This is a genomic window from uncultured Thalassospira sp., assembly GCF_963976115.1.
Taxonomy (GTDB): domain Bacteria; phylum Pseudomonadota; class Alphaproteobacteria; order Rhodospirillales; family Thalassospiraceae; genus Thalassospira.
In genome coordinates this window covers 25,768-37,353 of the sequence record NZ_CAXBJJ010000006.1, presented here as the reverse complement: position 1 = coordinate 37,353, position 11,586 = coordinate 25,768, and the positions used below count along the sequence as shown (strand labels likewise).

Sequence of the window (11,586 nt, the reverse complement as noted above, 5' to 3'; positions counted from 1 at the left end):
ACCATGACAAAAACCATAACAAGGAGATAATCATGGTTGAAACCACAAACGATTATCCTGCCCCGCCCCGCCGCATCCGGCTGGGCATGGTCGGCGGCGGGCAAGGGGCCTTTATTGGGGCGGTGCATCGATTGGCCGCCCGGATGGATAACCGCTATGATCTGGTGGCCGGGGCTTTGTCCTCAAAACCTGATATTGCCCGGGCTTCGGCGGCGGAATGCTATATCGCACTGGATCGTGCCTATGATGATTATCGCGACATGGCACGGCGCGAGGCACAGCGCGACGACGGCATTGAAGCCTGCGCCATTGTCACCCCCAATAACCTGCATTTCCCCGCCGCGATGGCGATGCTGGATGCGGGTATTCACGTTATTTGCGACAAGCCCCTATGCATGAGTGTGGCCGAAGGCGAGGAGCTGGCCGCTAAAATTAAGGAAACCGGCCTTTTATTTGCCCTAACCCATAATTACACCGCCTATCCGATGGTGCGCGAAGCCCGCGAGATGGTGCGGGGGGGTAAATTGGGCATTATTCGGCTGGTGCAGGTCGAATACCCGCAGGGCTGGCTGGCAACACCGGTTGAAAACAAACAGGCCAACTGGCGGGCAGACCCGGCAAAGGCCGGGCCGGGCGGGGCGCTGGGCGATATTGGCACCCATGCCCATAATCTGGCCGATTTTGTCACCGGGCTGGAAATTTCCGAATTATGCGCGGATTTGTCGAGCATGGTTGAAGGACGGTTGCTGGACGATAACGTGCAAATTTTGCTGCGGTATAAAAACGGTGCGCGCGGCATGTTATGGGCAAGCCAGGTGGCGATTGGCCATGAAAACGGCCTGAAATTGCGGGTTTATGGCGACAAGGGATCGATTGAATGGGCGCAGGAACACCCCAATCACATGCATTTTCGCCCGCTGAACGGTCAACCGCGTTTAATCACACGCGGCGGGCCGGGTAACAGTGCGGCGGGGGGCCGGGTGCGTGTGCCCGCAGGCCATGCAGAGGGGTATCTTGAAGGGTTCGCCACCCTGTATACCGATTTCGCCGATCAGCTTTCCGCCCGGATCGATGGGCATATCCCCAATGCCGAGGCAGCCTTGGTGCCCGGTATTGTCGAAGGTTTAAACGGTATGCGCTTTATCGAGGCGGTGGTGGCATCGTCACAGCGCGGGGCACGCTGGACAACTTTATAATTTAAGCCCGATGACGTCATGACGATGATGAAAGGCGGTTCACCGGAGCCGCCTTTTCATAGGCCTCGAATAGATCGGTTACGAGAACGCCATTGATCCGCATCCCGGTCAAATCAGCATCTTCGATGTGTGAATCTGCCAAGGTGACACCGCTTATGGTCAATCGCGACAGGTTTGCATTTGTGATGGCAGCTCCAGACAGATTGACGTTGTTAAAGCGCGCATCTGCAAGGCTGATATCGTCAAAAACGGCTTCGCTTAAATTGGTGTCGGTGAATTTTGCCTTCGTCAAAACAGCATAAAATCGTGCGTCCGCGAGGTTTACACCATCGAAATTAGCGCCTGACATATCAGCCCGCTGGTAGTGTATTCCCTGCATCTGAGGGCCATCAAACGGGTTGTGTTCTTGGGGATCACTCATTTTCGTTTTCTCCTGTCAATGATGATTACACCCCAAAGATTGCCAGATTGCGCATTCATTTACGACCAGCGAATATAGATCGAAGCGCCCGGCAGTGCCGTTTGTTGCAAAAATCCCGATAAAAATTGGACTTCTGTGACCGATTTTGCAACGCGCATTTGCAGCCGCTGATTATGTGGTGATTTTGCTGAAATCTATCCGGCTGTCCCGCTTCAACCGTTTCCAATTTAGGCAGGCTGTTGGTCATCCGCCAGGTTTTCATAGCCAAACCGGGCGGCGGCAATGCCTGTCAGTTCGCGAATGGTGGTGATTTCGGCATCGCTGAATTTGGGTTTGTAATAGCTTGGCGCGTGGATGGTCGGGGCGACCTCATCAATGATGGCACCGGCATTGTCCAGATCGACATGGGCAAACAGGCGTTCAAGCTGGTTGCCTGGGTCGGCAACGAAATCCTCGTAGCGCACGACAAGGGTTGCGGCACGCAGCTTGTCGTTGATCGACAAACGATCGGCCAGAAAATGGTGCAGATTGGCCCAATATTGCGCCCAGCCTTCAATTTCGCGGCCTTCGTGCCACAGGGTCATGATCTGGCGGGTGGCGTGGGTATCGCCAACATTTATTGCGCGGCGGTCCATGCCAAATTCGTAATGGCCCACACGCTGCATATGCGCCAATGCGCGCGGGTTGCCTGCTTCGCCGTTGCAAAACAGGGTGTGCTGTTTGGCAAGGGATGCAATATGCCACAGCGGATCGCGCACCGGCAGCACAAAGCGGGCATCGGGGAACATCGATAGCAGATATTCCATGCGTGTGATCAGATAGTTTGCTTTCGAGACATAGCGTGCGCCGCCGCGAATGGCGATCATTTTGCGGATATGGTCTCGATAGAAGGTTTCAAAGGCCGCATTGCGAACCTCGCCGCCCAGAACATTGCTGTGGTCTGTGTCATGCAGATGGTTGAAAAACGCCATCCAGATCACTTCCTCGAAGGCTTCGGGGCTTTCGGGGGTGATATTGATGCCATCGGCATGGGTGCGTTCCACGGCAACCTGCTGGCGGGGTTTTGGCGCCAGATCAACAAATTTGTTCCACAAAAAAGGTGTGAAAACAGGGGGATAGTCACGGTAGCGATGGGTGGCCGATGCCGGATGTTTTGCCAAAGTTTCCAGCAAAATGGTACTGCCCGACCGCGCCAGTCCGGCGACAAAAACCGGTTTTTCAATAGCGACATCAACAATGGCATCCGCGGCCATTTTGGTATCGAAATTGCCAAAGCCGATCCAGCGGTCCGGGTTATCGGCAATTTGCCCGCTGATCCAGTGATCCCAGCCCGAAACGTGAAAAGCGCCACCTTTGCGCGATTGTGTATCGTCGCTGTGTGTCATTTTGTTCATTCGATGCGGAATCCTTTTTTTATCGCCACGGACACCAGAATCAGCATGACAAAAAAGGTCAGCTCCCACCCGCGCGCCCAGTCTGGTCCGATAGGGATGATTTCCTGCGTTGGAAGGTCAAAACGGATTTGCTGGATCGGGGTATTTTCGGGCAGATAGCCCGCCGGATTGCCGATCAGGGTGTTCCACCATTGGTGATGGCCGATAACCGGAACTGCGGCCTGCAATGGAACAACAATGTCGGATGTGCCGGTATCGGTGGTGGTGGAAACCCGCACAATCGGGCAGGCGCCGCCATTTGACGATAACGGGGCGGTGCCGATTTGTTCAACATGGGCATTTTCAGGGCTGGCCGAAATGGTCGTCGGCGTGCCTGGTGCGGGGCAGGTATAGCCATATTGCCCATCCAGCCACACCAGCAACGCCAAAGCGGGCAGGGATGCCACAATAGCAGGCACCACAATGACCCCCACCAGCTTTAACGAATGTCCTAACTGGGCCTTGGCCAGCTTCATCCCGGAAGCAAAATCCTCGCCATCGTCGTCGGCCATGGCCTGTCGCGACGTTGCGACGTCGGATTTTACCTTTTTGATCCGGTTTTGCGGCGATAGCAGCGCATAAAGCACCATGGAAACAATCGCACAAATGATGGACCAGATAATGATCCGACCCAAAGGACCGAATGGATCGGCCATCGCGGCGTCAAGCCAGCTAAAGGCGGGGGCGGGCCAGTCAAAAATACCCATGAGAGTTTCCGAGTTCCTGTATTGGCGCTACCATGGTTTCATGAAGACCCTTTGACCGGTGTCGATCAAAGGGCTTTGGCATTTTGCGCTGTGCTAGTCAGACTTGGTGGTGCTGGCGGTGTTGGCATGTGCCGCTGTGCTGGTGGCCGCATTTTTGCGGCGCTTGTTGCGTATCATTTTGCGGATCGGCCACATCAGCACAAAGCCGATGGCAACGGCAACAGCGGCGATCACGGCCCACAGCGCGCTTAGCAGGCTAAGCCCGGCACCCGGCCCGACATAAGCCTGGGCGGGCATGGCGGTCAAAAGCGGGATCAGTGCCACAATCGTACTGGCAAGGGTGACGTTTTTAAGGGTCTGCTTCATTGGTCTTCTCCTTTCCTGGGGGAAGAAAACAGTGCTACGCGTTCGTCAGAAATGCGCTCGGCCTGTGAAACGATGGGGATCAGTTTTTCGCCGGGTTTTTCGGGGTTGTCGCGGCGGATGGGGTTATAGAATTCCCATACAATTTCGCCATCGTTATTTACTTCGAACAACCGGCCAGAGGTTGATTCCGTGATCAAAGTGTTGCCATTGGGCAGGCGTTCCTGGTCGGAACGGATATCGCTGTAGAAAAAGTGGTCTTTGCTGCCATCATATTCCCAGGTGATGCCACCGGTTTTTGGATCTATTTGCAAGACTCGCGACATGCCCGCGTCGGGGTCGTCGAGTTGCCCCTGGTTATCAAATAACAGAATATCCCCATTGGGCAGCAGGTCCGGGTCGTGCTGGCCCAGCCAGGAACCACGGGTCGCCCAAACGATTTTTTCCTGATCCATGTCGAGCACCGCGATAATGCCCAGATCGCGGAAGGACAGCAAAACGTCGCCTTCCTTGCCATAGGGGAAATTCCTGGCGGTTTCTGCGGTAATGACCTCGATCGTATTGGTGTGCAAGACGTCATCTTTGGAATAGTACGGCATAAAATCAAGCAGGTGGTCATAAGGGGAATTAATGATCGCATCGAGGATGGAAACCTTTTTCATCTCCTTGCCTTCGGGCGATAAAATAACGGCAAAATCATCCAGCCGGGGCGGCTGTAACTGATTTCGGTACGGATAGGTGTTGGTGCGAAATTCCTGGGTTACGGCATAAACCTTGCCGTCTTTGTCGACGGAAAAATCATGGTGGGCCGTGCCCAGATAACCCCAGACAACGTTGGAATTCTTGTCAATCCGCGCCAGCCCATAGCCGTAAGGCGTATCGCCGGCAGCAGTATATTGGACAATCAAATCGCCATTGGGTTGCATCTTTGCGGTATGCCAGTGCATATATTCGTCTTTTTGCGGGTTCTTGATTGGCGATGTGTCGTTATAGATTTTGCTAAACGGTGTATTCCATTCGTGGACAATATTGCCCCGCATATCGATCAGAACGGCATGGGGACCATCGCCCGATGAATAAAGGGTCAGCCCGTTCTGGGCGCGGTTTTCATCATAAACCGTAACGCCTTTTTTGTCGTTGCGGGCCGGGGCCCAGAAATCCAGCCGGGCAATATCGTTATACTGGGTTTCTTTTTGCCACAGGGCGGCCCCCGCCGACCATGCATTGCGCAAATACTGCGATGGCGGCAGGTCTGCCAGCATCACAACCGCGCCGACCGAAAAGCTGATGGCGGCAATGCCAACAACAAAAATGGCAAAAAAGCCACGATCACCACCGTCATCTTCTGATGTGGATGGTGTCTGGTTTTTATGTTCGGGTGAGCGCACGCCTTAAACCTCCGGGTTCTTATAGGTTCAAAGGATAGTTAAGGCACGGGGCAATATTACGGCTAATCGCAGGGTAAATAGGGCTTTTTGGCCGCTTTTCGCCCCCATTTCGCCAAATAGTTTAGTTTTTGGCGGGTTTTACGCGGTTTTACGTTTTTAATTTGTGTGGTCGCGCCCGTGCGATGTTTCAATCGCCGACGATATGACGCAAGCTTTTGAAAAAAGAAATCAAATTGTTATCGGCGCGCTGTCAGGTGTGTTGTGCATTACTGAAATAAGCGGTTTTTATCGCATCGGGCTGTTTGGCGGCAGATATTGCGTGGTGGACAGGTTTGGGTTTTGCAGGGGGCAATTGTTTGATGTGGCTGTGCCAGCCAAAAATAAACCGCCCGGTAATGGCAGAGGGCCATTACCGGGCGGTTTTACGGTTTTTGATATGCTTTGCCCTGCAAATGCGGGGCACGGGGGTGTTTTTACCGTTTGGGCAGATCAATCAGCGCTTCTAGCGGGGGATCTGGTGTGTATTTGACCTTTTTGGTCACGATATAGGTAAAATAGCGGTCAATGCCGATGCCTGCGATGAGCAGGCTGTCGATCAGGCGTTGATAGGAATCGACATCACGACACAGGATTTTCAGCATGTAATCAACGCCGCCGCCCAGGGCAAAACATTCGATAATTTCGGGAATGTCCTGTACGGCGCGTTCAAAGGTGGCGAAATCTTCGTGTTGATGATGGCGCAGGGTAACTTCGGTCATAACCAGTGTGGGCTTGGTCAGTTTTTCCAGGCTGATGCGTGCGTGATACCCTGAAATCACTCCCACATCTTCCAGCCGTTTTAACCGTTCCCAGCACGGGCTGGGCGAAAGGTTCACTGCCTCGGCCAATTTGACCTTGGTAATGCGCCCTTCGCGTTGCAGCGTGAGCAAGATCTTCAGATCCTGTTCATCAAGCCGGATCATGCAGCCACCACATCGGCAATGACAGCAAGGCAGTCGCCGGTTTTTATCAGCCCCGGATAATGGCGGCACGATAAAATGCCATCACGCGGTGCTGTATAAACCGTGGCTGGAATGCCGGTGCGTTCGGTGTCGTAAATACGGGCAATGATGTCGCCTGCCTTTACGGTTTCGCCCAAATCAACACAGGGTTCAAACAGGCCGGTATTTTCGCTGGCAACAAAACAGGTGTCGTCGGGCATATCAAGCATGATGGCCTGTTCTGGCTGTTCAATCTCGCCCGGGACGATACCGGCATGGATCAGGAAATTGCGCACCCCGCGATCGGTAATGGCGACCCGTTCGGCACTGGTAGCACCACCCCCGCCCAGTTCGGTGGTGACAAAGGTTTTACCGGATTCTTCGACCACGGTGTCAAACATGCCAACACTGTCGAGTTCCAGCATCATCATCGAATAGGGGGCGCCAAAGGCGTGCATCGCAGCAACGCAGGCGGCTTCCTGTTTTTTGTCGGGCAGGACATGGACTGCGGCAAAAGGCACAAAATCCAGCGTTTTGCCGCCCGAATGCATATCAAGCACAAAGTCGGCCTCGGCGACGAGATAGCGTAAAACGTAATCGGCGATTTTTTCGGTCACCGTGCCATTGGGGCGGCCGGGGAAACTGCGGTTCAGGTTGCCCTTGTCGATGGGCGATGTGCGCGATGCATTTTTAAAGGCCGGATAGTTCATGGCAGGCAAAATGATAATGCGTCCCGAAATTTCGGTAGCGGCAAGGTTGCTGGCCAGTTTGAACAGCGAAATCGGGCCTTCATATTCATCGCCATGATTGCCGCCGGTTAAAAGGGCGGTGGGGCCGGTGCCGTTTTTAATCACCGTGATGGGGATCATGACAGCACCCCAGGCGGAATCGTCCCGCGAATAGGGCAGCTTTAAAAAGCCGTGAAAAACCCCGTCAGTATCAAGCGGGATGGTCGGGGTGATGGGCGATGCGTGTGTCATTGGCCGTATCCTTGACTGAAAATGCAGGGTTGCCGCGACCCTCGGCAACCCTTGTTTATGCGTCCGTGCGCGCTGTGTAAAAGATTAGTTTTTAACAAACAGCTGGCGCGGGAAATTGGTCAGGGTTTTCGACCCCTGTTCCGTGATCATCAGGCTTTCGGTAATTTCGATGCCCCAGTCTTCAAACCACAGACCCGGCATGAAATGGAACGTCATGCCCGGTTCTAAAACCGTGCGATCACCGGGGCGCAGGCTCATGGTGCGTTCGCCCCAGTCCGGCGGATAGGAAAGCCCGATCGGATAGCCGCAGCGGCTGTCTTTTTCGATGCCGAATTTTTGCAATACACCGAAAAAGGCCTTGGCGATATCTTCGCAGACATTGCCGGGTTTTGCAGCCTCAAGCCCGGCCTGCAACCCTTCGATCAGGGCACTTTCCGCATCGAGAAACCGCTGGTCGGGGTCGCCAAGGTAAACCGTGCGCGACAGTGGCGCATGATAGCGTTTGTAACAACCGGCAATTTCAAAGAATGTACCGGCATTATTGGGGATCGGTTTGTCGTCCCATGTCAGGTGCGGGGCGCTGGCATCAACACCCGATGGCAACAGCGGCACGATGGCCGGGTAATCGCCGCCAATGCCTTCAACGCCGACAATGCCGGTACGGTAGATTTCGGCGACGAGTTCGTTTTTCTTCATGCCCGGTTCGACAATTTCGATAATGCGTTCGTGCATGTTTTCCACAATGCGCGCCGCCTGGCGCATGTAGAATATTTCCTGTTCGGATTTGACCGCGCGCTGCCAGTTCACAAGGGCGGTTGCATCCTTGAAGGTGGCATTGGGCAAATGGGTTTGCAGTTGCAGATAACAACGGGCTGAAAAATAGTAGTTATCCAGCTCTACCCCGATATTGCGTGTGCCCCAGCCACGCGATTCAATAATTTCCGACAGATAATCCATCGGGTGATGGGTGGTGTTTTGCACGAAATAGTCAGGATAGGGGATGATCCGGTCATGGGTCATGTAAACGGTGCGTTTGGCGCCGTTGGAATCCTGTGATCGGCCATACCAGATCGGGTCATCTTCAATCGGGATCACGACACATTGATGCACATAAAATGACCAGCCGTCATAACCGGTTAGCCAGGCCATGTTTGACGGATCAGTGACGATCAACAGATCGATCCCTTTTTCCACCATGGCTTTTTTGGTTTTATCAAGCCGCACGGCATATTCGTCGCGCGTAAAATTCAGTTCAACCTGGCTCATTGCAGGCCTCCAAAGCAGGGCAAGGCCCTAATCAGGAAACGATCTCGGTGCCGGTGCCTGATGCATCGCATCTTTGCCGGGCGAGGGTGGCGATTGCGGTGTCCTGGACACCTGTACCGGTCAGGTCGCAAAGCGTAATCTGCGTGGCGTCTGTGCGCCCGTCCGCAGAACCGGCAATAACCTGACCCAGTTCCGTCTGACTGCTGTTGGCATCGATCATTCCGGCATCAATGGCATGGTGAAGTTCGCCAAGAATGCGGCATTGTGCGGTGCTATCGCAGACATAAAGGCCCGCCTGCCCGATCAGGGCAGGGTCAATTTCGTTTTTATGTTCGGCATCGGACCCCATTGCCGTTACATGGGTGCCGGGTTGAACCCAGTCTGCCTGCAAAATGGGGCTGCGCGCCGGGGTGGTTGTCACGATAATGTCGGCCTGTGCGCAGGCGGCTTTGCCATCGTGCGTCGCGGTGACGGGAATGTTTAAATCGCGGCTCAGGTCGCGTGCGGTTTGTTCGGCCCTGGCAATGTCGCGGCCCCAGATGGTGGCCGATGTAATATTGCGCACCAGGGTTAACGCGGTTAATTGCAAACGGGCCTGAACCCCGGTGCCAAAAATGGCGGCATGGCGGGCATCCTTGCGCGCCAGGTGGCGTGTGGCAACGCCACCGGCAGCGGCGGTGCGAATATCGGTTAAATACCCGTTATCAAGCATGACCGCTTCGAGGATGCCGGTTTTGGCTGAAAACAGGTTCATCAACCCATTGACCGAGGGCAGGCCCAGTTTCGGGTTATCAAAAAAACCGGGGCTGATTTTGATGGCGAAACTGTCCACACCGGGCACATAGGCGGTTTTAACATCGACCTCGCCATTATAATCGTCGATATCAAGCCGCAAGATTGGCGGCATGCGAACATCCTGTGTTGCCAGTGCGCGAAAGGCCTTTTCAATGCAGTCAATTGCCGCAACATCCAGGGCGATAACGCGGCGTAATTCCGTTTCGGTTAGAATGCGGATGTTTGGCATGGTTAGGCACCCTCGGATAGGCGTGGTGTCTGTTCGGCCTCGCGTGCCAGATCGACATTTTCGCCACCGATGATCCGGCGATGCAGGTCCATATCAATATTGCAACCGGTGCTGAGCACCACGGTTCTGCCGGGGTTGTCGATCAGTCCGGCGCGCAGGGCCGCAATGCCCACGGCGGCGGCCCCCTCGATAACCTGCTGGTCATCGACATAGGCCGCACGGATGCCATCGGCAATTTGCGCTTCGCTGACCAGAACAAAATCGTCGGTCAGATCGGCGCACATATCAAAGGTGTAAAGGTTGTTTTCGCCAATACCGCCGCCCAGGCTATCGGCCAGGCTGGGCCATTCACGCACCGATGTCGGTTTACCTGCTTGCAGGCTTTCAATCATGGCGCAGCCACGTTCCATCGAAATGCCGACCACGCGAATGGCCGGGTTGATCGATTTGGCCGCCAGCGCCACACCGGCCAGCAACCCGCCGCCCGAAAGTGGCACTAACAGGGTTTCGGCATCGGGCAATTGTTCAAGGACTTCCAGCCCCAGGGTCCCTTGGCCCGCGATGATGTCTGCATGGTCAAACGGTGGCAGCATCGTCATGCCGTCTTCGCGCACCAGCCGGTCAACTTCTTTTTGCGCTTCGTCCTGGGATTGGCCGGAAATGGAAATTTCCGCCCCTTGGGCACGAATGCCATCAACCTTGTTTTTCGGGACCAGTTCCGACATGCAAATCACTGCACGGACCCCGGCATTGCGCGCCGCATTGGCAAGGGCACGGCCATAATTGCCCGTGGAAACGCCGACAACACCCTTGGCTTTCTGATCGTCGTTCAGGTTTAAAACGGCATTGGCGGCACCGCGCAATTTAAAACTGCCGGTATATTGTTGATGTTCGCATTTGATCCATACCGGCGTTCCGACACGGTCGCTCAGGCTTTGGCTGGGGCGAAGCGGGGTATGAATGACATGCCCGGCAATACGTTTGCGGGCGGCAAGGATTTCGCCAAGCGTGATCGGCTTTTTCACTGCAACCTCGTTCATCAGGCGGTGAGGGGTGTTTGGCCAAACAGGCTGCCAAAGCCTGTGACCGGTTTTGTGTAGTTCATCAGATGCAGGGCGTGCCAGATCAGGGCCTGATTGCTGGTAATCACCGGTTTGCCCAAAAGCTGTTCGGCGCGCTGTACAATTTCCGCAGCGCGCACAGCGGTGCAGGAAATAAAAACAGCATCTGCATCATCAGAGTTAGCCTGCAAAGCCGCTGCCAGCAAGGCATCGGGCGGAATAGCGGTCATATCGGGGTCGTTTTCAAGGCCAAATGCCAAAATGCGGGTTATCTCAAACCCTTGCTGTGCAATGCCTTGGGCCACGGTCGCGGTGACATCCATGGTGTAGGGGGCCGCGATGGCAATTTTTTTTGCCCCAACCGCCCGCAGGGCATGTTGCGATGCCAAAAGCGGATTGGTGACCTTGCAACCGGGCAGACCTTCGCGGATCAAGGCGCTAATACGGTCAGATCCATTCACCGCTGTGCCCGATGTGCAGCCAAAAATGGCCACATCGACGCCAAAACCGGGCAGGATGGTGCGGGCTGCACGCGGCAAATCATCGGCCATGGCGCGCAGGCTGTCGACCGTGATCGGGTTGGCATTGGCAATACGGGTGGTAAACAGGCCGACATCAGCGGGCAGAATACGACGCAGGTCGTCTTCGCTGTTAAAATCGGTTGCCAGTGTAATAAGCCCGATCCGGCCTGCAGGTGCAACCGGGTCGGGTTTGTAGCGCAGATCAACCAGCTTTGGTGTGATGTCGGAAATGGCTGACATCGGGGG

Annotated in this window: 13 protein-coding genes; 2 read left to right on the top strand and 11 right to left on the bottom strand. The window is 54.9% G+C overall.

Features of this window, described 5'->3' with window-relative positions; all coding sequences use genetic code 11:
- Positions 1-32 precede the first annotated feature (32 nt).
- Positions 33-1,196, top strand: coding sequence for a Gfo/Idh/MocA family oxidoreductase (locus tag AAC086_RS08650; protein ID WP_339777728.1), 1,164 nt, complete (start codon positions 33-35; stop codon positions 1,194-1,196).
- A 16-nt stretch (positions 1,197-1,212) separates the two neighbouring features.
- On the opposite strand, the gene AAC086_RS08645 is transcribed toward AAC086_RS08650, so the two are convergent.
- The 5 genes from AAC086_RS08645 to AAC086_RS08625 all read right to left on the bottom strand — a co-directional run bounded on the left by AAC086_RS08645 (position 1,213) and on the right by AAC086_RS08625 (position 5,508).
- A complete protein-coding gene (locus AAC086_RS08645) occupies positions 1,213-1,617 on the bottom strand; it encodes a pentapeptide repeat-containing protein (RefSeq protein ID WP_339777727.1) in 405 nt (134 codons plus the stop codon).
- 227 nt (positions 1,618-1,844) lie between these two features.
- Positions 1,845-3,011 carry a sulfotransferase gene (locus AAC086_RS08640; RefSeq protein ID WP_339777725.1) on the bottom strand — a complete coding sequence of 389 codons (1,167 nt, stop codon included), beginning with the start codon at positions 3,009-3,011 and terminating at the stop codon, positions 1,845-1,847.
- Positions 3,008-3,757 (bottom strand): hypothetical protein, encoded by a 750-nt coding sequence (locus tag AAC086_RS08635; RefSeq protein ID WP_339777724.1) that lies wholly within the window; start codon positions 3,755-3,757, stop codon positions 3,008-3,010. Before AAC086_RS08635 ends, AAC086_RS08640 begins: the two co-directional genes overlap by 4 nt.
- A 93-nt stretch (positions 3,758-3,850) precedes the next feature.
- Positions 3,851-4,123 (bottom strand): hypothetical protein, encoded by a 273-nt coding sequence (locus AAC086_RS08630; protein ID WP_339777722.1) that lies wholly within the window; start codon positions 4,121-4,123, stop codon positions 3,851-3,853.
- Positions 4,120-5,508 carry an arylsulfotransferase family protein gene (locus AAC086_RS08625; protein ID WP_339777719.1) on the bottom strand — a complete coding sequence of 463 codons (1,389 nt, stop codon included), beginning with the start codon at positions 5,506-5,508 and terminating at the stop codon, positions 4,120-4,122. The genes AAC086_RS08630 and AAC086_RS08625 overlap by 4 nt, the downstream gene beginning before the upstream one ends.
- A 202-nt stretch (positions 5,509-5,710) precedes the next feature.
- Between AAC086_RS08625 and AAC086_RS08620 the strand changes: the two genes are divergently transcribed.
- A complete protein-coding gene (locus tag AAC086_RS08620) occupies positions 5,711-6,037 on the top strand; it encodes a hypothetical protein (RefSeq protein ID WP_339777716.1) in 327 nt (108 codons plus the stop codon).
- Here AAC086_RS08620 and AAC086_RS08615 read toward each other — a convergent pair.
- The 6 genes from AAC086_RS08615 to AAC086_RS08590 form a co-directional block, all read right to left on the bottom strand.
- Positions 5,982-6,470, bottom strand: a complete 489-nt coding sequence (locus AAC086_RS08615; protein WP_339777713.1) for an Lrp/AsnC family transcriptional regulator — start codon at positions 6,468-6,470, stop codon at positions 5,982-5,984. The two genes, AAC086_RS08620 and AAC086_RS08615, sit on opposite strands and share 56 nt — an antisense overlap.
- Positions 6,467-7,468: a N(2)-acetyl-L-2,4-diaminobutanoate deacetylase DoeB gene (gene doeB / locus AAC086_RS08610; RefSeq protein ID WP_339777710.1), complete on the bottom strand. Its 1,002-nt coding sequence runs from the start codon at positions 7,466-7,468 to the stop codon at positions 6,467-6,469. Before doeB ends, AAC086_RS08615 begins: the two co-directional genes overlap by 4 nt.
- A gap of 84 nt (positions 7,469-7,552) precedes the next feature.
- Positions 7,553-8,734: an ectoine hydrolase DoeA gene (gene doeA / locus AAC086_RS08605; protein WP_339777708.1), complete on the bottom strand. Its 1,182-nt coding sequence runs from the start codon at positions 8,732-8,734 to the stop codon at positions 7,553-7,555.
- Positions 8,735-8,765: 31 nt separating this feature from the next.
- The gene (locus AAC086_RS08600; RefSeq protein ID WP_339777705.1) at positions 8,766-9,758 is read right to left on the bottom strand and encodes a cyclodeaminase; all 993 of its coding nucleotides are present in this window, start codon (positions 9,756-9,758) and stop codon (positions 8,766-8,768) included.
- Positions 9,759-9,760: 2 nt separating this feature from the next.
- Positions 9,761-10,783 carry a hydroxyectoine utilization dehydratase EutB gene (gene eutB / locus AAC086_RS08595; protein ID WP_339777703.1) on the bottom strand — a complete coding sequence of 341 codons (1,023 nt, stop codon included), beginning with the start codon at positions 10,781-10,783 and terminating at the stop codon, positions 9,761-9,763.
- A gap of 14 nt (positions 10,784-10,797) precedes the next feature.
- Positions 10,798-11,580 carry an Asp/Glu racemase gene (locus AAC086_RS08590; protein WP_339777701.1) on the bottom strand — a complete coding sequence of 261 codons (783 nt, stop codon included), beginning with the start codon at positions 11,578-11,580 and terminating at the stop codon, positions 10,798-10,800.
- Between the last annotated feature and the right edge of the window lie 6 nt (positions 11,581-11,586).

What these genes read in the sequence shown, in the direction of transcription:
- doeB (WP_339777710.1), bottom strand. Translation starts at nt 7,468, where the DNA reads ATGACACACGCATCGCCCATCACCCCGACCATCCCGCTTGATACTGAC.
- AAC086_RS08640 (WP_339777725.1), bottom strand. Translation starts at nt 3,011, where the DNA reads ATGAACAAAATGACACACAGCGACGATACACAATCGCGCAAAGGTGGC.
- AAC086_RS08590 (WP_339777701.1), bottom strand. Translation starts at nt 11,580, where the DNA reads ATGTCAGCCATTTCCGACATCACACCAAAGCTGGTTGATCTGCGCTAC.
- doeA (WP_339777708.1), bottom strand. Translation starts at nt 8,734, where the DNA reads ATGAGCCAGGTTGAACTGAATTTTACGCGCGACGAATATGCCGTGCGG.
- AAC086_RS08620 (WP_339777716.1), top strand. Translation starts at nt 5,711, where the DNA reads ATGACGCAAGCTTTTGAAAAAAGAAATCAAATTGTTATCGGCGCGCTG.
- AAC086_RS08630 (WP_339777722.1), bottom strand. Translation starts at nt 4,123, where the DNA reads ATGAAGCAGACCCTTAAAAACGTCACCCTTGCCAGTACGATTGTGGCA.
- AAC086_RS08635 (WP_339777724.1), bottom strand. Translation starts at nt 3,757, where the DNA reads ATGGGTATTTTTGACTGGCCCGCCCCCGCCTTTAGCTGGCTTGACGCC.
- AAC086_RS08645 (WP_339777727.1), bottom strand. Translation starts at nt 1,617, where the DNA reads ATGAGTGATCCCCAAGAACACAACCCGTTTGATGGCCCTCAGATGCAG.
- AAC086_RS08650 (WP_339777728.1), top strand. Translation starts at nt 33, where the DNA reads ATGGTTGAAACCACAAACGATTATCCTGCCCCGCCCCGCCGCATCCGG.
- AAC086_RS08600 (WP_339777705.1), bottom strand. Translation starts at nt 9,758, where the DNA reads ATGCCAAACATCCGCATTCTAACCGAAACGGAATTACGCCGCGTTATC.
- AAC086_RS08615 (WP_339777713.1), bottom strand. Translation starts at nt 6,470, where the DNA reads ATGATCCGGCTTGATGAACAGGATCTGAAGATCTTGCTCACGCTGCAA.